Source organism: Gammaproteobacteria bacterium (assembly GCA_009838035.1).
In the GTDB taxonomy this organism is placed as follows: domain Bacteria; phylum Pseudomonadota; class Gammaproteobacteria; order Steroidobacterales; family Foliamicaceae; genus Foliamicus.
Genome location: VXSK01000002.1, coordinates 407,532 through 431,824, shown reverse-complemented (window position 1 = coordinate 431,824; position 24,293 = coordinate 407,532). Strand labels below are relative to the sequence as shown.

At 64.3% G+C, this 24,293-nt stretch carries 17 protein-coding genes and 1 pseudogene; 8 read left to right on the top strand and 10 right to left on the bottom strand.

Annotated features, from left to right (window positions below):
* Positions 1-8 precede the first annotated feature (8 nt).
* Genes F4Y72_01925 through F4Y72_01910 form a run of 4 tightly spaced genes read right to left on the bottom strand, consistent with a single transcriptional unit; the run spans position 9 to position 4,034 of the window.
* Positions 9-1,061, bottom strand: a complete 1,053-nt coding sequence (locus F4Y72_01925) for an aldo/keto reductase (protein MXZ27044.1) — start codon at positions 1,059-1,061, stop codon at positions 9-11.
* Between the two features lie 20 nt (positions 1,062-1,081).
* Positions 1,082-1,681: a peroxidase-related enzyme gene (locus F4Y72_01920; GenBank protein ID MXZ27043.1), complete on the bottom strand. Its 600-nt coding sequence runs from the start codon at positions 1,679-1,681 to the stop codon at positions 1,082-1,084.
* Positions 1,678-2,838 (bottom strand): TRAP transporter substrate-binding protein, encoded by a 1,161-nt coding sequence (locus F4Y72_01915; protein MXZ27042.1) that lies wholly within the window; start codon positions 2,836-2,838, stop codon positions 1,678-1,680. Before F4Y72_01915 ends, F4Y72_01920 begins: the two co-directional genes overlap by 4 nt.
* Positions 2,718-4,034: a zinc-binding alcohol dehydrogenase family protein gene (locus tag F4Y72_01910; GenBank protein MXZ27041.1), complete on the bottom strand. Its 1,317-nt coding sequence runs from the start codon at positions 4,032-4,034 to the stop codon at positions 2,718-2,720. The genes F4Y72_01915 and F4Y72_01910 overlap by 121 nt, the downstream gene beginning before the upstream one ends.
* Here F4Y72_01910 and F4Y72_01905 point away from each other — a divergent pair.
* The 4 genes from F4Y72_01905 to F4Y72_01890 all read left to right on the top strand — a co-directional run bounded on the left by F4Y72_01905 (position 3,856) and on the right by F4Y72_01890 (position 8,506).
* A complete protein-coding gene (locus F4Y72_01905) occupies positions 3,856-4,602 on the top strand; it encodes an NADPH-dependent F420 reductase (GenBank protein ID MXZ27040.1) in 747 nt (248 codons plus the stop codon). The genes F4Y72_01910 and F4Y72_01905 overlap by 179 nt on opposite strands.
* A gap of 91 nt (positions 4,603-4,693) precedes the next feature.
* Entirely contained in the window at positions 4,694-5,221 is a 528-nt protein-coding gene (locus F4Y72_01900) for a TRAP transporter small permease (protein ID MXZ27039.1), read from the top strand.
* Positions 5,221-6,480: a TRAP transporter large permease gene (locus F4Y72_01895; protein MXZ27038.1), complete on the top strand. Its 1,260-nt coding sequence runs from the start codon at positions 5,221-5,223 to the stop codon at positions 6,478-6,480. The genes F4Y72_01900 and F4Y72_01895 overlap by 1 nt, the downstream gene beginning before the upstream one ends.
* A gap of 37 nt (positions 6,481-6,517) precedes the next feature.
* Positions 6,518-8,506 carry an ATP-binding cassette domain-containing protein gene (locus tag F4Y72_01890; protein MXZ27037.1) on the top strand — a complete coding sequence of 663 codons (1,989 nt, stop codon included), beginning with the start codon at positions 6,518-6,520 and terminating at the stop codon, positions 8,504-8,506.
* A 29-nt stretch (positions 8,507-8,535) separates the two neighbouring features.
* On the opposite strand, the gene F4Y72_01885 is transcribed toward F4Y72_01890, so the two are convergent.
* From F4Y72_01885 to F4Y72_01870, 4 genes are read right to left on the bottom strand one after another with little or no spacing between them, the layout of a single operon-like run.
* Positions 8,536-10,527 (bottom strand): ATP-binding cassette domain-containing protein, encoded by a 1,992-nt coding sequence (locus F4Y72_01885; GenBank protein ID MXZ27036.1) that lies wholly within the window; start codon positions 10,525-10,527, stop codon positions 8,536-8,538.
* Entirely contained in the window at positions 10,524-11,891 is a 1,368-nt protein-coding gene (locus F4Y72_01880) for an efflux RND transporter periplasmic adaptor subunit (protein ID MXZ27035.1), read from the bottom strand. The genes F4Y72_01885 and F4Y72_01880 overlap by 4 nt, the downstream gene beginning before the upstream one ends.
* Positions 11,788-13,839 carry an ATP-binding cassette domain-containing protein gene (locus tag F4Y72_01875; GenBank protein ID MXZ27034.1) on the bottom strand — a complete coding sequence of 684 codons (2,052 nt, stop codon included), beginning with the start codon at positions 13,837-13,839 and terminating at the stop codon, positions 11,788-11,790. Before F4Y72_01875 ends, F4Y72_01880 begins: the two co-directional genes overlap by 104 nt.
* Before the next feature lie 35 nt (positions 13,840-13,874).
* Complete coding sequence (locus F4Y72_01870) at positions 13,875-15,875, bottom strand: ATP-binding cassette domain-containing protein (protein MXZ27033.1); 2,001 nt, start codon at positions 15,873-15,875, stop codon at positions 13,875-13,877.
* A gap of 278 nt (positions 15,876-16,153) precedes the next feature.
* On the opposite strand from F4Y72_01870, the gene F4Y72_01865 reads away from it, so the two are divergent.
* The 4 genes from F4Y72_01865 to thrC are packed head-to-tail and all read left to right on the top strand — an operon-like array spanning position 16,154 to position 22,864.
* Positions 16,154-18,094: an ATP-binding cassette domain-containing protein gene (locus F4Y72_01865; protein ID MXZ27032.1), complete on the top strand. Its 1,941-nt coding sequence runs from the start codon at positions 16,154-16,156 to the stop codon at positions 18,092-18,094.
* Positions 18,091-19,020: an alpha/beta hydrolase gene (locus F4Y72_01860; GenBank protein ID MXZ27031.1), complete on the top strand. Its 930-nt coding sequence runs from the start codon at positions 18,091-18,093 to the stop codon at positions 19,018-19,020. The genes F4Y72_01865 and F4Y72_01860 overlap by 4 nt, the downstream gene beginning before the upstream one ends.
* Positions 19,021-19,067: 47 nt before the next feature.
* The gene (gene thrA, locus F4Y72_01855; protein MXZ27030.1) at positions 19,068-21,545 is read left to right on the top strand and encodes a bifunctional aspartate kinase/homoserine dehydrogenase I; all 2,478 of its coding nucleotides are present in this window, start codon (positions 19,068-19,070) and stop codon (positions 21,543-21,545) included.
* Positions 21,546-21,556: 11 nt separating this feature from the next.
* Entirely contained in the window at positions 21,557-22,864 is a 1,308-nt protein-coding gene (thrC, locus tag F4Y72_01850) for a threonine synthase (protein ID MXZ27029.1), read from the top strand.
* Here the strand turns inward: thrC and F4Y72_01845 are convergent.
* Positions 22,845-23,477 (bottom strand): annotated as a pseudogene (locus F4Y72_01845) (glutathione S-transferase family protein). The gene thrC and the pseudogene F4Y72_01845 sit on opposite strands and share 20 nt — an antisense overlap.
* Entirely contained in the window at positions 23,474-24,292 is an 819-nt protein-coding gene (locus F4Y72_01840; GenBank protein ID MXZ27028.1) for a TatD family deoxyribonuclease, read from the bottom strand. The pseudogene F4Y72_01845 and the gene F4Y72_01840 overlap by 4 nt, the downstream one beginning before the upstream one ends.
* Between the last annotated feature and the right edge of the window lies 1 nt (position 24,293).

The following is a 24,293-nucleotide window of genomic DNA, read 5'->3' as shown; positions in this document are numbered from 1 at the left end:
GCGAGCGATCAGTCCGTGTCCCAGGGCACGAGGCGGTCGACCAGCGCCGAGCCGTGGACCATGGTCCGCAGCGGCGGCATCGCCAGCAGCGACTCCGGGAAGGTCGGCGCCGGCGGCGAAAGCGCGTCCAGTTCGGCCAGCGTCTCCGCGTCCAGCTCCAGGCCCACGCAGGCCAGGTTCTGATCCATCTGCTTGAGGTTGCGGGCGCCGACGATCGGGATGACCGGCGCCGGACGGTGCAGCAGCCAGGCCAGCGCGACGGTCGCCGGCGCGGCGCCCAGGCGGTCCGCGACCTTCTGCAGGCCCTGGGCCACCTTGAGGTTGTGCGGCGTGAGCATGCGCCCGCCCATGGGTCCGCCCAGTCGTCCCTCTCCCTCGACCGAGCCGTCTTTCGCGACCGTGTACTTGCCGGTGAGCGCGCCGAACAGCAGCGGGCTCCAGGCGGTAATCGCCATGTCCTGGAACTTCGCCAGCGGGAAGAACGCGTTCTCGATCGTGCGTTCCGCCAGGTTGTACTGGAGCTGGAAGGCGGTGAATTGCGTCCAGCCGCGCTCCGCGGCCGCCGCGTTCATCGCCGCGACCCACCAGGCCGGCGCGTTTGAAACGCCGATGTGCAGGATCTTGCCGAGCCGAACTTGGTCGTCCAGCGCACGCATGACCTCTAATGGCGGGGTCAGTCCGTCGGCGGCGTGCACCCAGTAGAGGTCCAGGTAGTCGGTCTTGAGCCGCTCGAGGCTGCCCTCCAGCGAGCGGACCAGGTTGGCCCGGTGGTTGCCGCCGGCGTTCGGGTCGTCCGGATCGGTGTTCATCGAGTACTTGCTTGCCAGGATGATCCGCCCGCGGTCCTCGCCCATGAAGCGGCCCAGCATGCTCTCGCTGGCGCCCATGCCGTACATGTCGGCCGTGTCGATGAAGTTTCCGCCGGCGGCGAGGTACGCGTCGTAGACGGCGCGGCAATCCTCTTCCCCGGCGTACAGGTGGGCCGTCCCGCCGAACGTCATCGCGCCCAGGCACAGTTCGGAAACGCGCAGGCTGCTCGAGCCCAGCAATCTCAGTTTCATTGGTGGAATCCTCCCGGCAGCTACTTCCCGTCCTCTGCGGGTTCGCGCGCCATATCGTGGTATTCGGGGTTGGGGGTCATTCCGGTGGCCATCGCCACGCGGTTGCTGAAGTTGAAGAAGCCGGTCACGTTGGCGATGTCCCAGATGTCCCGCTCGCTGAAGCCCGCGTCGCGCAGCCGCGCGCGGTCTTCCGCACCGGTTTCCTTCGGGCTGACCGTGGCCTTCCAGGCGAAGTCCAGCATGACCCGCTGGCGCGGCGTGATCTCCGCCTCGCGGTAGTTCATCACCAGCACCTCGCCCAGCAGCGGGTCGCCCGAAAGCTTGCGCACCGCCGCGCCGTGGGCGACCAGGCAATACAGGCAATGATTGGCCGAGGACACCACGACGGCGATCATTTCGCGCTCCAGTTTGCTCAGGCCCGAGTCGGCCAGCATCAGTTCGTCGTAGATTTCGCGGAAGACGCGGAGCTTTTCGCTGCTGAAGGAATGCGCGGTCAGCACGTTGGGCACGAAGCCCAGCTTTTCCTCGCACAGCGCGAAATAGTCGCGCATGTCCCCGGCCAGTTCGTCCCGCCGCAGCGGCGGGATGTCGAGCGCCATCACCTCGTCACGAATGCTCATGCCGCATCCTCCCCGCGGGCCGCAAAGTCCGCCTTGCCGACCAGAATCAGGTCGTAAATCTCCTGCGCGCGGCCGCCAATGCGCTCGATCAGCCTCTGGTGCGACCCTTCCGCCGCTTCCCGCCAGCGGGCTTCCTGCTCCTCGCTCAGTTCGTAGAACGTAACCCGGCCTGCCTCCTGCCATTCGCGCTCCTGCCCGGCAATCACTTCGCGAACGATGTCGCGGTTCTCCTGCTGGCCGTCCAGCGCGTTCATCAGCACCTGGCGCACCTCCTCCGGCAACGATTCCCACCATTGCGAGTTGGCGAACTGCACGCCGGAGTCGTAGGCGTGCCCGGTCCGCGTGTAATGCGGCGCCTCTTCGGCGATGCCGGAAAGCAGGTACTGGCCGGCGCCGCTCTGGCCGCATTCGATCAGGCCGGTCTGAAGCGCGGGCAAGGTCTCGTCGAACGGCAGGGGGATGTTGTCGGCGCCGATTGCACCGGTGAACACCTGGGGCGCGATGGCCGTGGACGCGCGCATCTTTACACCCCGGAATTCCTCCGGTTCGATCCGTGGCTCGCGGCAGTAGATGTGGTTCCATCCCACCTCGCTCCACTGAATGAAGGTGATCCCGCGTTCGGCCAGCATTTCGGTGAATACGGGCGTCAGGTATTTGTCCGTGACAAAGTCCACCTCTTCATAGCTCTCGAAGAGGTACGGCGAGAGAATCACGCTGAGTTCGGGAATGACGCTGGACATCCCGTGCAGCGACGTTCCCGCATATTGAATTCGTCCGCGCCGCGCCTGCGCCAGAATGGTCTCCTCCGTTCCGAGTTGCCCATTGACGGACATCTGCAACTCCAGTCCCGGGTACGCAGCCTCGTAGACGCGGCGCTCAAAACGCCGCCAGCCGTCATGCCAGGGCGTGTCGATGGCGCCGGAAGCGCCGATCACGACGACAAGTCTGCCGTCCTCCTCCTCCCGGCCGGCATCGTCTCCGCAGGCCGCCGCAAGGAGCGCGGCCAGCAAAGGGGCAGTGATTCGGCCGGCGAGGGTCAGACGTCCTCTCCGCCGACCTCGATCAGGGTCCGCCCGAACAGTTCGCGGTTTTCGAAGGCCGCATGCATTGCGGGCGTTTCGTCCAGCGCGGCGACCCGCTCGATCGGAATCCGCCATTGCCCGGTAGCCAGCTTCTCCTCGATCTCGGCGTCTTCCGCCTGGCGGGTGCGGGCCTGGTGGAAGAACTGCACAAAGCCGGTAACGCTGATGCTCTTGCCGATGATCAGGGAAATATCGGCCGGCGGCGCCATGCCGCCCATCGCGCCGATGTAGATCACGTTGCCCAGGGGCGCACAGGCGTCGTAGTTGCGCGCCGCATTGGGCCCCTGCACACCGTCGACGATCACGTCTGCGCCGCGTCCGCCGGTCAGTTCCTTGACCTGCGCCGGCCATTCCTCGGAGCGGTAGTCGAGCATGTGGTCGGCGCCGAACTGACTGGCCCATTCGGCCTTCTTCTCGCCGCCGACCAGTCCGATCACCATGGCGCCGGCGTCCTTGGCGATCTGGGTGGTCATGATGCCGACCGCGCCGGCCGCGGAGTGCAGAACAACCGTCTGGCCCGGCTGGACCCTTCCGGCGGAGTGCACGAGGTGCCAGGACGTGGGTGCGCAGGTCGAAAAGGTCGATCCCAACTGGTAGTCGAAGCGGTCCGGAATGGGTACCAGGCCGGCTGCGCGGGCAATGGCGAATTCGCCGTTGCCGTTCCACTGTCCATTGGCGGCCACGCGCTTGCCGTTGAGCGCGGAGTCCACTCCGTCGCCGGTTTCCACCACTCTTCCCGAGTACTCGTAACCGGGCACGAACGGAAAGCCGGGATGCATCCACTTGATGCGGTCGGCCCGCGCGTGCGTGTCCAGTGGGTTGAGCGGAGCGTAGGCGACCCGTATCCGGACCTGGCCTTCACCGGGAGAGGGAATGGGCAGTTCCTTCATTTGCAGGGATTCGGGGCCGCCGGGCGCTTCGGCAACGACGGCGCGCATGGTGTTTGGCATCAGGGCTTCTCCTGTGCGGGCAAAATAGGGCATTGTACTCACCCCTTGATGCGCTTCCCGTGGTCGTGTTCCGGGGGAGCGAGGGCGGTTTTCGAACGGGAACTGCGTGTTGCCGGGGCCTGGAGATATTGGGAGGATTCTGATGAAGCAACGAACTTTGCCGCTGGTGCTGATCGCGCTGCTGACCGCCGCTTCACCGGCGGCCGCCGAGACCATCGCCGTGATCGGCACGGGCATGATGGGCGGGTCCCTTGGCCCCCGAGCGGCGGAACTCGGCCATACGATCGTATACGGTTCGCGCGACCCGGCCAGCGAACGCATTCAGCGGCTGCTCGCCCGTACGCCGGGCGAAGCCAGCGCGAAGACTCAGGAGGAAGCCGCCGCCGAAGGCGAAATCGTCATTCTGGCGGTTCCCTGGTTCGCCGCGGAAGACGTGGTGCAGCGGCTGCGCCCGAGTCTGGCCGGCAAGCTGGTCATCGACGTCGGCAATGCGGTCGAGGAGGGGCCGGATGGATTGCCGCAGCCGTTGAGTGATACGTCCTACGGCGAAACGGTGCAGGGCTTGGCGCCCGACGCGCGCGTGGTCAAGGCGTTCAACACCGTTGGTTTTCACATCGTGCTCGATCCGGCGCGAGCCAATGGTCCGGTTACCGTACCGGTAGCCGGCAACGACGAGGCTTCCAAGCAATGGGTGATGGACCTGGTAACGGACCTCGGCTTCGAAACGATGGACGTTGGACCGATCCGGATCTCGCGCATTCTGGAAGGCATGTCGGCCCTTTACCGTGTGCCGCATTTTGCAGGCCGCAGGCAGGACACCTACGAATATCACATGCGCCGGGTATCGGGACCCGGTCCCGAGGAAGTGCGCGCCATCCGCGGCCGCTGAGGGAACCCGCGGATTTGCGTCCTCAATTTCATTTGCGTGCCTGATCTGAAGTAGTGGTTCGCGCGTCGCCAGTGAGCGGGAGGGGTTTGCGGTGAAGGAGACGGCGCGGCGCATGCTTGCCGCCCTGTACCAGGTGGAGCGGGCCATTGCGATCGCCGCTTTCGCCCTGCTCGTGGTGGTGATTTTCAGCGACGTGGTGATCCGCGAGATCAGCGGATCCGGCTTGTACTGGGCGCGGCAGATCGGCGTGTACGCGAACATCATCAAGGTGATGTTCGGCATCGGGCTGGCCTCCGCCGCCAACTCGCATCTACGGCCCCGGTTTGCCGACGGCTGGCTTCCGAAGTCCTGGGGGCCGTTTCTCGATCATTTCAGCGAAGTCCTGATGACGCTCTTCTGCATCGTCTTCGCCGTGGTCGCGTTCGACCTTGTCCGCGAGACCTACCTGCTGGACGTGCGTTCCGTGGTCCTGCGCATCATCGTGTGGCCGATCCAGGGCGTGATTCCGCTGGTCTTTGTGCTTGCCACCCTGCGCCACAGTCTTTTCGCGCTGTGGCCCGACCTCAAGCCGCCGGAGCAGGGCGCGCTGGCCGATTCGCAAACGGAGTTGAAAACGTGATCGGCGCTTTGAGCATTCTTGCCGCGGCGCTCGTGCTGCTGGCGCTGCGGCAGAACCTGCTGGTAGTGCTGGGTGTCGCCTGCGGGTTGGCCTATTGGTTCTGGGGCGACGGGCAGATCCAGAACATCATCAACGACGGCTGGGACGGTCTCAATCGCGACGTGCTGCTGTCGATCCCGATGTACCTGTTGGCGGGTGCGGTCAGGCCCCGGGGCGCGATCGCAACCCGCCTTATCCGCCGGGCGCGCGCGCTTTCCGCGCCAACCCCCGGCGGGCTTGCTACCGCGACGGTGCTGTCCTGCGCGATGTTCGCGGCGGTGACCGGTTCCGGCACCGTGACCCTGCTGGCGGTGGGCGCGGTGATGTATCCCGCCCTGCTGGAGGCCGGCTACAGCAAGCGCTTCTCGCTGGGCGCACTGTGCGCCGCCGCGACCCTGGGGATCGTGGTGCCACCCAGCATTCCGCTCATTCTGTATGGCGTCATGACGCAGACTTCGATTTCCGAGCTTTTCATTGCCGGCATCGGGCCCGCCCTGCTATTGACCGGCTGCATGAGCGCCTACGCGATCGTCCGCAACTGGCGCTTCCGGCTGGGCGGATGGCGCCTTGCCGAAATCGCGGCTGCGCTCAAGGAGGGGATCTGGTCGCTGCTGATGCCCGTCATCATTCTGGGCGGCATCTACAGCGGGATTTTTACCGCGACGGAGTCCGCATCCATCGCCGTGGTTTACGGCTTTTTCGTGGAAATCGTGATTCACCGCGAAATGCGTTTCAAGGATGTCGTCGAGGTCTTTACCACCACGACGCGCCTGATGGGATCGCTGTTTCCGGTCCTGATGATGGCGCTGGCGCTGAACGTCTTCCTGACCTACGAGCAGGTTCCGGACATGGCCGTGGAATGGCTCACGACGCGCATTGACTCGCTTCCCGGTTTCATCCTCCTGATGAACGCCTTCCTGCTGCTGGTGGGGTGCTTCATGGACATCGGCTCGGCCATCCTGATCCTGTCGCCGCTGCTGCAGCCCATCGCCGTGGCCCAGGGCATGGACGCCGTGCATTTCGGCGTGGTGATGGTCGTGAACCTGGAGATGGGCTACCTGACCCCGCCCATGGGCCTGAACCTCATTGTGGCCATGACCGCGTTCAACGAATCGTTCGGCGAGATATGCCGGGCGGTGCTGCCGTTCCTTGCATTGATGCTGCTGGCGCTCATCACGGTCTCGTTCTGGCCCGGCCTGTCGCTGTTTCTTCTGCAATAATCTGGAACCGCCGTATTTGTTTTATTGAATCGCCTCCATGATCACACTTGAGGGCATAGGCCGAACGTTCAAGGGTGACGCGGGCCTATCCGTAGAGGCGCTGAAAGAAATCTCCCTGACGATTGCTCCCGGAGAGTTCGTGGCCATTTCCGGCCCTTCCGGGTCGGGCAAATCAACTCTACTTAACATCCTGGGCTGTCTCGATCGTCCCGGCAAGGGATCGTACCGGCTTGTCGGCAAGGAAGTCACAACGTTGAACGCTGACGGTCTGGCCATGTTGCGCAGGCGGGTTTTCGGCTTTGTGTTCCAGAGCTACAACCTGATCGATGGATCCAACGCAGCCGAGAATGTGGAGTTGCCCGGCGTGTATGCGCGCCTGCCTCGAGCACAACGGCGAAACAGGGCGACGCAGTTGCTGGTGCAGCTTGGGTTGGCGGGTCGCTCGAGCCATCTGCCTTCCGAACTCTCGGGTGGCGAGCAGCAACGGGTCGCCGTCGCGCGCGCACTGATGAACGGCGGCCGTGTGATCCTGGCCGACGAACCGACCGGGGCGCTGGACAAGCAAAACGGTGAGCAAGTGCTCGAATCGCTGGAGGCGCTGGCCAGGGCGGGTCACACGGTAATCCTCGTGACGCACAACCCGGAAGTCGCTGCCCGGGCCGACCGGCATATCGAGTTACGCGATGGCCACGTCGTGGCCGATACGGGGCCAGCCGGCATGGCGGCTGGCGTGGCGAATGACGAATTCATGACCGAAGGGCGGGGAACGGCCGCGATGTCGCGCCCGTCTCAATTCATTCACGACAGTCAAAGTGCGTTGCGGCGGTTTCTCGGACGCGGAGCGCGACTGCGAACGGCGTTGACGGTCGCGGCCATTATGATTGCCGTAGCTTCAGGCGCATTGGTCTTGAGTGTTGGTGAAGGTACCTATCGAGAAACCATTGCAAGCGTCAAGCTGATGGGGCTGGAGACTATCCGTGTCTTTGCAAAACGTCCGCCCCGCTCCCTGCCAGGCAGCAGCGGTGACGAGTCAGGAGTATCTGCGGATTACATGCCTCTTACCCAGGAACTCGCGCGCGCGATACACGACGAGGTGCCCAACGTTCGGGCGGTATCCCCGGCAATTTACCTGTTCCCCGTTACGGCTCGACATGGCGAGATCACCATGCGGCTCCTGGTAACAGGCTACGTCGACCGGGGGAAAAGGTCCGACCGAGGACCTCTGGAGTACCGTCTGGAGACAGGTGAGCACATCACCGATCGGGAAGACGAGAATATGGAGCGCGTTGCCGTCCTGGAATCGCAAATTCGCGAGCGGATGTTTGCGGCGGAGACGAATCCCCTGGGACAGCAGGTTCTCATTGAAGGAATACCCTTTCGTGTAAAGGGAACATACGAGCGGCGCGTATTCGCGAATACGGACCTTGTTGACTATGGAATCGTCGTTCCCTTCCGGACCGCTTCCGCCTTACTTACCAGCAGGGATGACGTTGATGAAATCATTGTTTATCTTGAGGATTTCGATCGCCTTTTCGAGACGGCCGAGGCCATTCGGGATCTCGGCATTCGTCGTCGCGGCGGTGACACACTGGTCCTGAATCACGTGGGAAGGGAGGTCCGGATAGCCAGGAAGGCACGGGCGCAATTGTGGTTCGTTGTGGGATCGATTGCCGGGTGCATGCTGCTGGCCGGCAGTCTCAGCGTGATGAATATCATGCTGCTTTCCGTACGCACCCGCCGTCGGGAGATCGGTATCCGGATGGCCGTCGGTGCGCGCCGCGCCGATATCCTTCGCCAATTCTTCTGCGAGGCCATCGTAATGAGCGCGGTTGGCGCGGTGATCGGCGCGCTCTTTGCCCTGGCGGGCGTTTCGATCCTTGAGCGCCTTGATGTGGTTATAGAGGCTTCGCTGGCGTTCTTCGTTCTTCCGACCGTCTGCGCGTTGGTCGCAGGCGCACTGTTCGGCATCGTACCGGCACGCCGCGCAGCGAAACTGCACCCTGTCGCCGCCCTGGCATCCGATTAGCGGTAGTGCTTTCGAGTGCCTTGAACGGCTTACCCTCGCGTAGCTAACGCCGTTACCGGGTCGAGGCGGGCGGCGCGGCGGGCCGGCACGATACCGAACACGAGTCCGGTTCCGACAGCGCAGACCAACGCGGCGATCACGATCCACGGCGAGAACGCGACCGGAAGCTCGAACGACTGCACCAGCGGGCTGGTCGCCATGCTCGCGCAGAGCCCCAGCAAGCCGCCCAACGAGGCCAATGCGATGGCCTCGATCACGAATTGTTGCGTAATGTCCCTGCGGCGCGCGCCCACGGCCATGCGGATGCCGATTTCGCGGGTGCGTTCGGTGACCGCCATGAGCATGATGGCCATCACGCCCATGCCCCCGGCCAGCAGCGCAATGCCGCCAATGGACCCCAGGCCCAGCCAGAGCATCGTTCTCATTTCGCCGACCTGCTCGATCCGGGCACCCATGAAGGCGATGCGGAATCCTTCATTGCCATGCCGTCCGATCAGGAGTTCGCGTATGGCCCGATCGGTTGCGTTGACTTGCAGGGGGTCCTGCATGAACACGTTCAGGGAACTGGGATTGCGGTTACCGTGCAGCAGTGCGGCGCCGGTATCGAAAGGAATGATGGTGCGCCGGCCTTCGTGGTCAGTCAACCAATCCGGCGCGTCGGCGAATGCTTCCCGTCCGGCCAGTACGCCGACGACCCGGAACGGCCAGTCGCCGATCATTACGTGCGTGCCGAGCGGGTCCTCGCCGGCTGCAAAGAGATTGTCGGCGACGCCCCATCCGATGACCGCAACCTGGTCGCGGTTTTCGTTGTTGCGTGGGGACAGAAACAGACCGCGCTCTACCGCCGGCGCATCGCCGTCAATCCCGGACCCGGGGACGAATGCCGCGTAACTCTCCACGTTGGAATCAAGGTATTCGGATCCATAGCGAATCGTGAGCCGTTGCGTCAGGGACGGCACCACCCGCCTTACGTTGCCGATACTCTGCGCGATGGCTTGGGCGTCCTCTATCGTCAGCGCGACAGAGGGCTCGCCTTCGCTCCAATCGGGAGAAACCTCGATACGGTCCGCACCCAGGCGGCCGACCTGTTCCAGCGTATCGCGAAACACGCCTTCGGCGATGCTCAGCATGGTCACCACGGCCCACACGCCAAGGAGAATGCTGAAAACGCTCAGCATCGCGCGCATTTTTCGGGTTCCCAGCAGGTTGGCCCGCAGCGAAGTCAAGCCCGAGCGAAGCGCCTGGAGCAGTCGGGTCGCGACCCCCATTACGGGCTGACGCTCGCCGGGTGTTTCATCGGCCAGGGGAATGCTCCGCTGATTGATTGACGGTCCCGTGTCCACTATCACTTGCCCGTCGCGCAATTCAATCCGGCGGCCGGCCCGGGCGGCAATCTCCGGGTTGTGCGTCACCAGGACGATGGTGTGTCCCCGGGTTGCGAGTTCCTCCAGCAGGCCCAGCACCTGCTCGCCGTTCACGCTGTCCAGCGCGCCCGTGGGCTCGTCGGCGAGGATTACGCGACCGCCGTTCATCAGCGCGCGCGCGATCGAAACGCGCTGCTGCTCGCCGCCGGACAGAGCCGCAGGACGGTGTCCGGTGCGTTTGGCCAACCCCAGGCCGGACAACAGCTTGAGGGCGCGATTGCGACGCGGAGCCAGCGCGAGCCCCGCGTAAGTTCCCGGCATCTCCACGTTCTCGCGGGCCGTGGCGGAACCCAGGAGGTTATAGTTCTGAAATACGAACCCGAACGCCTTGCGGCGCAGCCACGCCAGGCCGTCCGGACTCAGTTGCTGAACTTCACGCCCGAGAAATCGATAGATCCCGGCGTTGGGCTGATCCAGGCAGCCCAGGATATTCATCAGGGTCGTCTTGCCCGAACCCGAGGGGCCCGTGATGCAGACGAATTCCCCGGCATGCAGCCGGAGCGACACGTCCCGCAGCGCAATTACCGGCGCGCCGCGTTTCCCCTTGTAACGCCGTCCGATGCCCGCAAGCTCGATCAGCGGCGGTTCGGCGTTCATTCGCTCTGCTGCGAACCCGGCGAGACGACTCGATCGCCTTCCTTGAGACCCTCCAGTACCTCCGCATGCGTGCTGCCGATCTCGCCCACCGTGATTTCTCGAACCTCAATGCCGCCCCCGTCCGACAGCAACCGGACGCGCGCCGTCCGGGCGCCGCCGGGCAGCGAGTCCCCAAACTCGCGCAGCAGGCTCACCGGCACGGCCAGCACCTCGCGCGGTTCGGACAGTTCGAAGAACACCTGCGCCGTCATGCCGGGCAGCAGGGCGCCATCGGCGTTGTCCACCTCGAACACCGCGGTGTAGCTCACCACGCTGGAATTCTCCGAGGCCCTGGGAACGATGCGCTGCAGCACGCCGCGCCAGCTCCTGGCACCGCCGCCCAGCGTATTGAACGAAACGCCGGAGCCCACCGAGAGCTTGCCGACGTTGGCCTCCGCGACCTGCGCCTCGACCGTCATTCTGGACAGATCGGCGATCTGAAGCAGGACCGGGGTCGTCTGTGCCGCGTTCAGCGTCTGTCCTTCCGTGATATCCACCGCAACCACCACCCCCGAAACCGGCGCGTAGATCGTGCTGTAGTTCAGTTTCGCCTCTTCGCTGGCGACGACGGCCTTCTGCGATTCGATTTGTGACTCCAGTTGAATCAGGCCGGAACGCGCGGAGATCAGGGAATTTCGCGCCTCATCCAGGGCGACCTGGTTTGTCGCTTGCGCCTCCATCAGCCGCTCCTGTCGCGCCAGCCCAGCTTCGGCCAGTTCGATGAAGGAGTTGGTGGAAGGCAGGCGCGCCTCCAGAGCCTCGAGTGCGGCACGCTGTGCCGTAACGACATTCATCTGGATCGTGGCATCAATCTCGGCGACGACATCGCCCTGCGATACGGTGTCGCCCGCCCGCACATGCAGTTTCTTGAGTTGCCCCGATACCTGCGCGCCCACTTCCACGACCTGGATAGGGCGTAGGCGCCCGGAAGCCGCCACCACGTCCGCGATGCTGCGGAATCCCACGGTCGTGGTGACGGGCGCACCATCCGCGGCCGAAGACGAACCGTTTTCTCCGTCGGAAAAAAGCAGGTGCCCGCCGCCAATCAGCAGGATCGCGACGCCGATCCACAGCCACGGGCGTTTCCACCAGGCGCGTACGGACTCACTCTCCTTGAGCGCGCGGTCCAGTTCGTCATCGAAACTCACGGCGTCGCAGTCTATCAAACTACCGGCTCGGCCCGGTACAGCACGAGCCAGGCTGAATTCGAAGATGCAATCGTCAGTCCGCTGCCAGAGCCTCGGCAGGCGCGGTGGCGGCGGCGCGTCGGGCCGGCAGCACTCCGAACAGCAGCCCCGAGCCCACCACCGCAACCAGCACCGCAAGCGCCGGCCAGCCGGCCAGCATTGCGGACAGGCTCAGTTGGCTGAATTCGGCGGGGCCCAGCCAGGCCAGCGCGGCAAGGCAAGCCCAGGAGGCCGCGAGTCCCAGCAGTCCCCCGGTGGCCACTACGGCGGCGGACTCCAGCAGGAACTGCCTGCGGATATCCGACCGGCGAGCGCCTACCGCCATGCGCAAGCCGATCTCGCGCCGGCGCCCGCTCACCGACATCAGCATCACGGACATCACTCCCAGCCCGCTGCCCAGCAGAGCGATCCCGCCGATGGAATAACCAAATGCCATGATCAGACGATTCGCCCTCGTCATTTCATCCAGTTGCTTGGCGCTGTATTCCAGCAGGAATGCGACCTGACCGTGGCGGCGGATCAGCAGGTCGCCAATGGCTTGCGCGGTCTCGTCAATAATCCCCGGATCGTCCACCCAGAATTCAACAATCCTGATGCGGTCGCCTTCCAAAAAGTGATTTATGGCAGTCTGCACAGGCACATCGACGAAATCCTCATAAAACGCGCGCAAACTTTCCAGGACTTCAGGGTCATCAGACGACGAAATGACGCTCAGCCCCTGGGGCCTCGCCACGCCCTCGACGCGGAAGGGGAGTCCATTGATCGTCACATGCCTGCCAATCGGGTCTTGCTCGGCGGGGAACAGTTGCCTGCGGACACCTGGCCCGATCAGGGCCACCGATTCCGACCGCTCATTATCCATTTCGGTAATCGGGCTGCCCTGGGTGACTTCAAGAGCGGCGGCGGCGCCTTCATATTCCCCGCCGGGCGGCCTATATGAGGCAACAGTAGCCTGCATGCTGAACGAGCCGTTCCGTATAACAGCGCCCGGCTGGGCTATCAAGGGAATCGCGAGACGTACGTTTGCGATGCTCTCCTCGATTGTCTTTGCGTCGTTCAGCGTCAGGCGAAGCGGCGGCGGGCCGTCGATCAGGTCGTGACCCATGAGCGTCATCTTGTCGGCGTCCTGCGTGCCGATCATCCGCATTCCCTCCTGCGTGACGCCGTCAATGACCGAGCTCAGAGTGAGCAGCCACCACACAGCAACGGCCACACCGGTAAGGCTCATTGACGCCTGCAGCCGTTTCCGCCGAAGGAAGTCGGCTCGCAGCATGCCAAACGCATCGGCGAGTGCGTGTATCAGCTTGCCGCCGCCTGGTCCACCCGCCGATCGCTCGCGGGTTGGCAGGAAAGTTCGGGAATCCTCCGATTCGCCGCTTCGTTGCGCGGGCGCTGCGGCCCGCCCCGAGTCATTGACGACGCGGCCGTCCCGCAACTCGATCCCGCGGTCCGCAAGTTCGGCTATTTCCCTGCTGTGCGAAGCAATGACCACGGTGTGGCCGCGGCGCGCGAGCGTCTCCAACTCGTCAATAGTGCGCTTGCTGTTCGCCTGATCCAGAGCGCCGGTAGGCTCGTCGGCCAGGATCACGCGGCCGCCGTTCATCAATGCGCGGGCGATCGCCACGCGCTGCTGCTCGCCGCCCGACAGCTCGGACGGCGCATGCAGGGCGCGATCCGCAAGCCCGGCCCCGGCCAGCAGGTCCGCCGCACGCTCCCGGAGCGCACGGCGCGGCGTCCCCGCATACACCCCCGGCAGCGCGACGTTTTCGATGGCGCTGGACCCCTCCAGGAGATTGTAGGACTGGAAAACGAAGCCGAAGGCCTCGCGCCGAATCCAGGCGAGTGCATCCGGCCCCAGCGCGCCCACCTCGCGGCCCGCGAAGCGATACGAGCCGCTCGTGGGGCTGTCGAGGCATCCCAGGACGTTCAACAGCGTGGTCTTGCCCGAACCCGAAGGCCCGGTGATGCAGATGAATTCGCCTGCATTGATCTGCAGCGAAATCTCATGCAACGCGTCGACACGGGCGCCGCCTTCCCCTTCGAAGGACCGGCTTACGCTGCTCAGTTCGATTAACGGCATGGCCATCGACCCATCGGAATCACCAATCTCTGCGCCGCTCGTCAGTCGGACGCCAGGGCCTCTACCGGATCGAGCCTGGCCGCCCGCCGCGCCGGAATTGTCCCCAAAACCAGCCCGGCCAGCAGCGAGCCGGCAAACGGAATGACGAAAAACCAGGGCGACAGGATCAGGGGCAGGTCGACGACCCGCGCGAGCGGGATGGTCGCCAGCGCCGCAACAACGCCCAGCAAACCGCCGGCTACGGTAAGGACCATGCCTTCGCTCAGGAATTGCCGCAAAATGTCCCGACGGCGCGCGCCTATGGCCATGCGGATTCCGATCTCACGCCTGCGCCTGCGCACGGCCAGCAACATGATGAACATCACGCTGATGACTCCTGCCAGCAGTGGAGCGACGGCAATTGCCCCGAGAAAAATCCGGAACTGTGCGCGTGCCCGCTTGGCGGCCGCAATGTCATCGGCAACAAAGCGCACCGCGAAGGCATCCTCGCCATGGCGACGAATGCCAAGATCCCGTATGGCGCCGGCAGTCTCGAAAACCTGATCGGGATCCTGCATATACACGAATATGTAGCGTGGCTTGTCCGATTCAAACAGGAATGTAATTGCAGTCTTGTAAGGCACATTGATGCCACTGTTCGCAAAGTCTTCGTACGTCGCTGTTTCGCCAGACAGTGTTTCCTGGTGCAAGCCGGTGTTACGTTTCAGCACGCCCTTGACCCGAAACGGGACGTTCTCAATAAGAATCTCCTTGCCGATGGGATCCTCGTCTGGCAGGAACAGCCTTTCGCGGGCTACCGAGCCCAGAACCGCCACCAGCGCCACGTTCTCGTCGTCCTCCGTGGTAACGAAATCGCCCAGATCGATGCGATCCTCGCTGGGTCCGCGGCCTTCTTTCTTACCCAGGTCCACATACCCCGAAACATTCAGCTTTTCGCTCATCTCTCCGCGGCGAACGATCTTGCCAACTTCAAACGACTGCGGTGATACGGCACGAATGTTCGGAATCTGCTCCTTGATGGCTTGCACGTCAGCCTCCGTAAGTCCTTCAAAATTCTTGGTTTGTCTGGGTCTTGCATTAAATTCTGGAAGAACCCAGATCATGTCGAGCCCCATTGAACTCACGCGTACGACATATTCCCGGAAGACTCCCTCCGATACGCCAAGCGTCATGGCCCCCAACCACACCGCCAGCAAAATACCGAACAGGGACATCGCGGTTCGGAGCCGCGCCCCCCGAACCACGCTGGCACGAAGAGTTTTCCATCCCTCCGCAGCCATTTCCCGGATTTGCGAAATCGTTCGCTTTGAGGTTTCCGCGGCCGCTAATCCATCGCCTGGACTGCGCGCGCTCACCTTCGCGGCGCCGGAGTCGTGAACAAGGCGTCCGTCCCGCAACTCGATGCGTCTGTCGGCACGCGCGGCAATATCCGGGTTGTGCGAAACGATCACGACCGTATGACCGTTCTCAGCAAGGTTCTCCAACGTGCGCAGGACTTCTTCGCCGGTCGGTTTGTCAAGCGCTCCTGTCGGCTCGTCCGCCAGAATGATTCGGCCGCCGTTCATCAGCGCGCGGGCGATTGCCACGCGCTGCTGCTCGCCGCCGGAGAATTCCGCGGGCGATTGGGCAGCGCGGTCGGCAAGGCCGAGCCTGGCGAGTAACCCCCCGGCTCTTTCGCCTCGCGCCTTCCGGGGCAGTCCCCCATACATGCCGGGAAGCTCTACGTTCTCCAACGCACTTCCGGATTCGATCAGGTTGTAGCCCTGAAATACGAACCCGAACATTCGCCGGCGCAGCCAGGCTCTCCCGTCGTGCCCCAGATTCCCGATTTCACGTCCAGCCAGCCGGTACGACCCGCTGGTAGGCCGATCCAGACACCCCAGAAGGTGCATCAAGGTTGACTTGCCGGCTCCCGACGGACCGGTGATGCATACGAACTCGCCCGCGTCGATCTGCAGCGAGACGTCCTGCAGCGCCTCGATGCGGACGCCGCCTTCGCCTTCGAAGGAACGGCTTACGCTGCTGAGCTCGATTAACGGCATGGATTCGCCCAATGATTCAACCAATTGCGCGCCGGCGGTCGCTGAACGCGCGTTCCGCCAGCATTACGCCCAACCGTCGGGCAGGAGATTCGCGCCAAAACCACTTGCGGTTGGATTATGCCGACTTTTCATTGCAACCTGTTAGGTCGTGTACGTTATCCAATCGCACCCAGGCGCATTGACTGCGGCGCGGCCCGTAGCGTGACTTAGAATCCTCTGGTCCACGAAAAGAACAGTCCCATAGATTGCATGAAATCCTGCCTGGAGGACGGTCCCGAATGCCCTTGATTGAACTTGCGGGAGTAGGGCGAGCCTTTGCTACGAAAGGCGGTCCTGTTCGTGTCCTGAATGACGTTTCCGTCACCATCGATTCCGGCGAGTTTGTTTGCCTTACCGGGCCTTCGGGAGCGGGCAAATCCACGTTGCTGAACATCATCGGTTGCCTGGATCGGCCTTCCGAGGGGAATTACCGGTTCGCCGGCCGCGACGTGGGTGGACTGGGCGACCGGGGGCTGGCGATGCTGCGGCGCCTGGCCTTCGGTTTCGTGTTCCAGGATTACGGTCTGCTGGATCGGATGACGGCGCTGCGGAACATCGAACTGCCGGCGGAATACGCGGGCATTCCGGGGCAGGAGCGCAGCCGCCAGGCTGAAGAACTCTTGCGTTCTTTCGGCGTGGAAGGGCGCAAGACCCACCTGCCGGTCGAACTGTCCGGTGGCGAGCAGCAGCGAGTGGCGATTGCCCGGGCTCTGATGAACGGTCGGCGGATCATTCTTGCCGACGAGCCCACCGGTGCTCTCGACAGTCGAAATGGCGACCAGATTCTGTCCTTGTTTCGAGAGTTGGCGTCCCGGGGCCATACCGTGATCATGGTTTCGCATGACGCCGCCGTGGCCGGCGCGGCGGAGCGCCGGATTGAACTGCTTGATGGCGCTATATCGCGCGATTCGGGGGCGCATCGAGAACAGCCAAAGCCGGCCTCCAGTGCACCGGCGATGATGGAGAAGAAGCTGTCGTTTCTGGCTCAAATGGCCCAGGCTCTGCGCGCGGGAGTGGATTCGCTTCGCGCCGCCCGGCTGCGCACGGCATTGCAGGCCGGAGGCCCCTTGCTGGGCGTGGCTTCCGCCATTGCGTTGCTGGGTCTCGCCAACGGCACCTACGAGGCGAGCCTGAAGGTCGTCGGAAGCATGGGTGTGGATCGCGTGGATATCGGTGTTCTTCCTCAGCCAGGAATGAGGGATGTGAATCCCGACGATGCGCGCAGCATTGAAGAGGTCACAAACGTGCGCGAAGTGGTTGCGAACCAGTTTGAAATGAAGTTCGTGCGCTACGGTGACAGGAGTGTGGAAGAGGTTCAGGCCTTCGGAACTCAGGTCCTGCCGAGTTTCATGAAGACGCTTTGGCCGCTGGAAGCCGGGCGATATCTCACGCGGCAGGATGGGGAGAACAATTCACAGGTTGTCGTAATCGACAATTTCCTGCGCGACCAGATCTTCGCTCCGGATGAGGAACCATTGGGTGAGTGGATCGATGTCGCCGGTGTTCCTTTCCAAATCGTTGGCGTTCTCGCACCGCATCCCATCATGCAGGAAGAACCGTATCTCTCGCGGCCGAGCTTTGCTCCCAACCTCTTTGTGCCCTTCGCTACCGGCAGGGAGGTGCTCTTTGGGAACGAAATCAGAATGGGGATCGCCGCGTACGTGCGGGACATTGCCCAGGTGGAGGACACCGCCTCCGATATTCGCGATCTGCTGATACGTCGCCTCGGACACGAGAACGTCATGATTACCACGGACAGGCAGATCTTCGGCGTTTACCGTGATTCCATCAGGACCCGTGTGACCCTTCTGGTCGGGATCGCGGTGCCTGCGCTACTGACGGGCGCAGCCATCACAATGGCGTTGATGCTGGGCGCGCTTCGGCAACGAACGCGGGAAATCGCGATTCGAATGGCCGTGGGCGCCCGCCGAAGCGACATCTCCAGGCAGTTCATCGCCGAGACGTGCCTGGTCACTTTGCTTGGCATCGCAATTGGAGTGCCCCTGGGCTTTCTTGCGGGTCAATTGGTGGAGCTTGCCCTGGACGCTCCTTCGGCATACGAATCCTGGTACATCTGGGCGGCAACCGGCGCTGCCCTGGTGTCGGCCCTTCTCTCGGGCATTCTGCCGGCCCGTCGCGCGTCCGCGCTGGATCCGGTAGCCGCGCTGGCGCACGATTGAACTTCCGCAGCATGGCTTCCGGCCCGGCCTGGGACGTACCGGAACCGCATTCCGTGCATGACGTCCAGCACGAAGATGGCAGCGTAACCAAATTGCGACGACACGGAGACCCTCGTGGCGTGCGCCTGCTGGTGGGCCACGGCAACGGCCTGGCGAGCGACTTCTACTATCCGTTCTGGTCGCGGTTCACGGACGACTTCGATGTATTCGTTTACGACTTGAGGAACCACGGGTGGAACGCGGTTGGCCCGAAAAGCGGACACAACATACCCAACCTGATCCGCGACCAGGAAGATGTCGTGGAGTCCCTCGCCGATCGATTTGGTCCAGGATGCAGTGTCGGGGTCTTTCATTCTCTCTCGGCGCTGACCGCGCTGCTGTCGCGTACGCTCGGCACAGGCCGAACAGGCGACCTGTCGGCCTGGATCTTTTTCGATCCGCCGCTCGTCAAGCCGAAGCGCTGGGAGGAAGAGTTCGACAAGTCGATCTACAGGCCGGCGGAAATCGCGCGGCGCCGAACCGACCGATTTCGCGACACGGGTCAGTTCGCCGAAGTCGCTCACCACTTTCTGCTGTCGCGGGCCGTTCCGGGGGCGGCCGAACTCATGGCACGTACCGTGCTCCGGAGCTCTCGGGACGGAAACAGCGTCGAATTGCGCTGTCCCCGCGAATACGAGGCGCAGATCTGGGCGTACGCGCGCAGCTTCGCGTATCTGGTGGACCTGAGCAACCTTCCCTGTCCGACCAAGGTAATCGCGTCGGATCCCACCATGACGCCCGCCTACAGGCCGACACTGAATCCGAGACACAACCATCCTGTGGACTACGACTTCATCCCGGATTCAACGCACTTGCTTCAACTGGAACACCCGAAACGGTGCGAACGGCTGATACGCCGGTTCCTCCGGAACCATGGCTTTGCGTAGAATTCCTGTCGCCAACAGGACCAGGGCGGCGGCCTAAGGTTTTTCCCATGACCTGGACAGTACATAAATTCGGCGGTAGCAGCCTGGCCGACGCGCGCGGTTTCGAGCGTGCGGCGGGCATCGTGCTGGGCGATTCCTCGCCGCGGGTGGCCGTGGTGGTGTCGGCCATGCAGGGCGTGACCAACGCCCTGTTTGCACTGCTGGACCGCGCGGTTTCGGGTGATGAGAAGTGGCAGGACGACCTCGATGCCTTGCAGGAACGGTATTCCGCGGTCTCCGAAGAACTGATTTCGGACCCGGAACAGCGCGCCGCGCTGCTGGATGCCCAGGCCGGAGAGTGCCGCGACGTTGCGGACATTCTTCATTCCGCCGTGCTGATCCGGTCGGCGGGGCCGCGAATGGAAGCCCTGGTGTCCGGATGCGGCGAGCTGTGGTCTGCGCGCCTGCTGGCGGCCCTGATCAGCGAACGCGGGGCCGGCGACGGACGCGAGGCCGGGTGGCTCGATGCCCGCGATGTCCTGCGCGTGGAGCCGGGCGAACTGGGGGTGGTGGTGGACTGGGAGACCTCGGGCAGGCACCTGAAGCGCCTGCTTGCAAACGACGCCACTCCGGTGCGCGTGGTTACCGGCTATATCGCCCGCGACGGGCGCGGACTGCAGATGACGCTCGGCCGCAACGGCAGCGATTTCTCGGCGTCGATATTCAGCGCGCTGCTGGACTCGGAGTCGCTCACCATCTGGACCGACGTGGAGGGCGTGATGAGCGCCGATCCCGCGCGCGTTCCCGAGGCTCACGTGATCCGCGAGCTGTCCTACAACGAGGCCATGGAGCTGGCCTACTTCGGCGCTCGCGTGATTCATCCGCAGACGATGGGGCCGGTGATCAGCAAGAAGATCCCGGTGTGGATTCGCTCGAGCTTCAGGCCGGAGCTGCGAGGGTCGCTGATTTCCGCCGACGGCGACCGGAACGAGCCTGTCAAGGGCATCACGATGATCGAAAACGTTTCGATGCTCAGCCTGGAGGGCGCGGGGATGATCGGCGTGCCCGGGACCGCGGACCGGCTGTTCAACGCGCTGAGCAAGGCGCAGGTCACGGTGCTGTTGATTACCCAGGCAAGCTCGGAGCATTCGATAACCTTCGCGGTTCCGGAGGGCCACGCGGACCGCGCTGAAAATGTCACCCGCGATGCCTTCGCCCAGGAAATGGGCCTTGGGCAGGTCAGCCGCGTGACGCGGGACGATGGAGTGAACGTGCTGGCGCTGGTGGGCGACGGTATGGTCGGAATTCCCGGGGTGGCCGGCCGTTTCTTCGGCGTGCTGGGGCGCGCCGGCGTCAACGTGATCGCGATTGCCCAGGGATCGTCGGAGCGCAACATATCCGCTGTCGTTACCGGCGCCAGCGCAACCCGGGCGCTGCGGGCCGCGCACGGCGGCTTCTACCTTTCGCATACAACGCTGTCGCTGGGCGTGATCGGCGTGGGCACCGTCGGCGCCGAATTGCTGGATCAGATGGCCCGGGCCACAGGCCAGTTGCGGGAGAACTTCAATCTCGACTTCCGGGTGCGGGCCATCGCCAACTCGCGCCGCATGCACCTGGCCCCGCGCAGCCTCGATCTGGACGACTGGCGCAGCGTGCTGGCAAACGAAGGCGAAGCCATGGACCTTGAGCGTTTCAGCGCGCATGTGAACCCCGATCACCTGCCGCACGCGGCGATCGTGGACTGCACCGCCAGCGAAACGATCAGTGACGGCTATGCCGATTTCTTTCGCGCCGGGATTCATGTGGTGACGCCCAACAAGCGGGCGCAGAGCGCGCCGCACGCGGCCTGGGAGCGCCTGCACGAACTGCGCCGGGCCAACGGCGTGCACCTGCTGTACGAGACCAACGTGGGGGCCGGGCTGCCGGTCATCGAGACGCTGCGCGACCTGATCGCCACCGGCGACGAGGTGCTCAGCGTGGAGGGCATTTTTTCCGGCACGCTGGCCTATCTGTTCAACGCGCTGGACGCCGACTCGGACTTTTCAAAGGTCGTGCGCCAGGCCCGCGACGCGGGCTATACCGAGCCGGACCCGCGCGAGGACCTGAGCGGCATGGACGTGGCGCGCAAGCTGCTGATCCTGGCGCGCGAGCTGAATCTGCGCATGGACCTGGCCGACGTCGAAGTGGAGAGCCTGGCGCCGGAGGAGCTGTCGGAAGCCACGGTCGAGGAGTTTCTTGACGGCCTGGGGCGCTACGACGGCGACATGCGCCGGCGTCTTGAGCAGGCCGGAGAAGAAGGCCGTGTTCTTCGTTACGTCGGAAGGCTGGACAGCGAGGGCCGGGCATCCGTGCGGCTGGAGTCGCTGCCCGAGGACCATCTCTTTGCCCGGCTGGATCTCACCAGCAACATGTTCCTGTTCCGCACCGCCCGCTACAGCGATAGCCCGCTTGTGGTACAAGGGCCCGGCGCCGGGCCGGAGGTGACCGCCGGCGGCATTTTCGCGGACCTGCTGCGCCTGGCGCGGATGCTGGGCGCGCCGCGTTAGCGGAGTTTCCCGTGACGGCATTTCACAGCACCCGCGGCGGCGGACCCGCCACTCTGGAAGCCGTGCTGCAGACCGGAACCGCGCCGGACGGCGGCCTGTACGTTCCCGAGCGCCTGGCGGTCTTCGAACGCGAAGCGCTGGCCGAAGCCGCCACGCCGGCGGAGCTGGCCGAACACATGCTGGCTCCGTACTTCGCGGGTTCGTCCCTGGCTGGCGCCCTGCCGGACATCTGCCGCAACGCCTTCGGCTGTCCGCTGCCCCTGGTCGATCTGTCGCCTGCCGGGAACGGCGCGGGGCTGCGATTGCTGGAGCTGTTTCACGGTCCCACCGCGGCGTTCAAGGACTACGGCGCGCGTTTCCTGGCGGCCTGCCTGGAGCGCATCCTGGCCGAAGAGCCCGCGTCCTCGCCGCCGCTGACCATCCTCGTCGCCACTTCGGGCGATACCGGCGCGGCCGTGGCTTCGGCGTTTTCCGGCCGCGAGAAGATCCGCGTGGTCGTGCTGTTTCCCAAGGGCCGGATATCGCCGCGCCAGGAGCACCACCTCGGCTGCTGGGACGACAACGTCCAGGCGCTCGCCGTGCATGGGGCGTTCGACGACTGCCAGCGCCTGGCGAAGCAGGCTTTCGCCGACGCCGCACTGCGAAAAAGGGTGCGGCTGGGCTCGGCGAACAGCATCAATCTCGGCAGACTGTTGCCGCAAAGCGCCTACCACGCATGGGCCGCGCTCAAATCGCCGGAAGGAACCCATTTCGTCGTTCCCACCGGCAACCTCGGCAACGGGGTGGCCTGCCTCTGGGCGCGCGAGATGGGCGCGGGCATCGGCCGCATCCTGCTGACGACCAACGCCAACCGCACGATAGGGGACTACCTTTCCAGCGGCGAATACCTCGGACGCGAAAGCATCGGCACGCTGGCCAATGCGATGGACGTGGGCGATCCCAGCAACATGGAACGGCTGCGTCACCAGTTCGGCGGCGATGTCGACCGGATCCGGGCCGCCGTCAGCGCCGCGAGCGTTGACGATGGGCGGATTCGCCGCCGGATCCACCGGGAATACTCGGATTCCGGCGCCGTGCTATGTCCTCACACGGCCGCCGGCGTGGATGCCTGCCGCGGGCTGCTCGCCGAATCCGGCGCGCCCGCCGGAGACTGGGTCATCGCCGCCACCGCCCACCCAGCCAAGTTCGAGACCGTGGTCGAACCGCTGATCGGGACTGCGGTGGCGCCGCCCCCGCAGCTTGAGGAACTGCTCTCGCGGCCTTCCAGCCACGAGGAAATCCCCGCCGAACTTGACGCGCTTACTCCGTTTCTTGGCTAGATTCGGGCATCAGCGCCTCGTCGAGTGCCGCGGCGCGCAGCCGGGCCGGGCGGTTTTCCAGGCGCGACCAGTAGTCAACGAAAGCCGGCCGCATCTCGATTGACTTGAATTGGAGGCCCCAGAAAATGTGCGAGCCTACGTACACGTCGGCTGCGCTAAAGTTCGGGCCCGCAACGAATTCGCCTGCGCTGACGGCGGCCTCGAGCGTATCGAGCACTGCTTCAAGAGTTCCGTAACCGATCATGGACTCGCGTTCCGAGGGAACCTCGAATTTGAGCGCGCGGTTGATGGTGGCCGCTTCAAGCGGCCCGGCGGCGAAGAACATCCACCGGTAGTAGGCCCCGCGCTGCCCGGGCGGAGGCGCCAGCCCGGCTTCGGGAAAGGCGTCGGCCAGGTAGGCTCAGATCGCGGCGGCCTCCGTCACCACGACGTCGCCATGCCGGATCGTAGGCACCTTGCCCATCGGATTGACGGCCAGAAAGTCTTCCGATTTCATCTCGGGGCCGTACTGCAGCACCTCGGTGCGGTATTCGGCGCCGGCTTCCTCCAGCATCCAGCGCGCGATCTGTCCGCGCGACATGGGGTTCGTGTAAAAGACGAGTTAATCGCTCATGGGGCATCCTCCGGTTCGGGCCAGCCGAATAGTCTGTGCGTGTTCTCGCGCACGGCGGCAGCGAGTTCTTCGGGGTCCACGCGCATTTTATGGGCCAGAGTTCGGGCGACGTAGGGGAGAAACTCCGGTTCGTTGCGGCGTTTCTTCCGCGGCTTCACATCGGGATGGCGGGGCAGCAGGTAGGGGCTGTCGGTTTCCAGCAGAACGCGGTCGAGCGGAATCAGGGGAATCGCCTCAAGCAGTTCGTGATTGCGCCGCTCGTCCAGGACCCAGCCGGTAATGCCGATATACAGCCCCAGCTCCAGGTAGCTTTCCGCTTCCCCAGGTCCGCCGGTAAAACAATGGGCCACGCCGCCGAGCCTGGCGACATCGTGCTCCTTCAGAATGGCGAGGAAGTCATCGTGCGCGTCGCGCTGATGCAGGAACACCGGCTTGCCGTGCTCCGCCGCCAGCTCGAGCTGCCCCGCGAACGCCTCCCGCTGCGCGTCCGGCGGAGAAAGGTTGCGGAAGTAGTCCAGCCCGCACTCGCCCCCCGCCACCGCCAGCTCGTTGCCAAGCACTCTGCCGAGCCGCTCACGCGCCTCCTGCGGCGAATCCGCCCACCGCGTCGCCAGGTGCGGATGAATCCCCGCCGTACACCGAAAAATCCCCGAATTCTGCTCCGCCAATGCCAGCGCTCTCTCCGATTCCTTAAGCCCCGTCCCCGTCACGATCATGTGCCGCACGCCAGCCGCCGCAGCTCGTTCGATCACCTCGTTCCGATCCACATCAAACGACGCGTCGGCCAGGTTCACGCCGATATCGATCAATCGCATT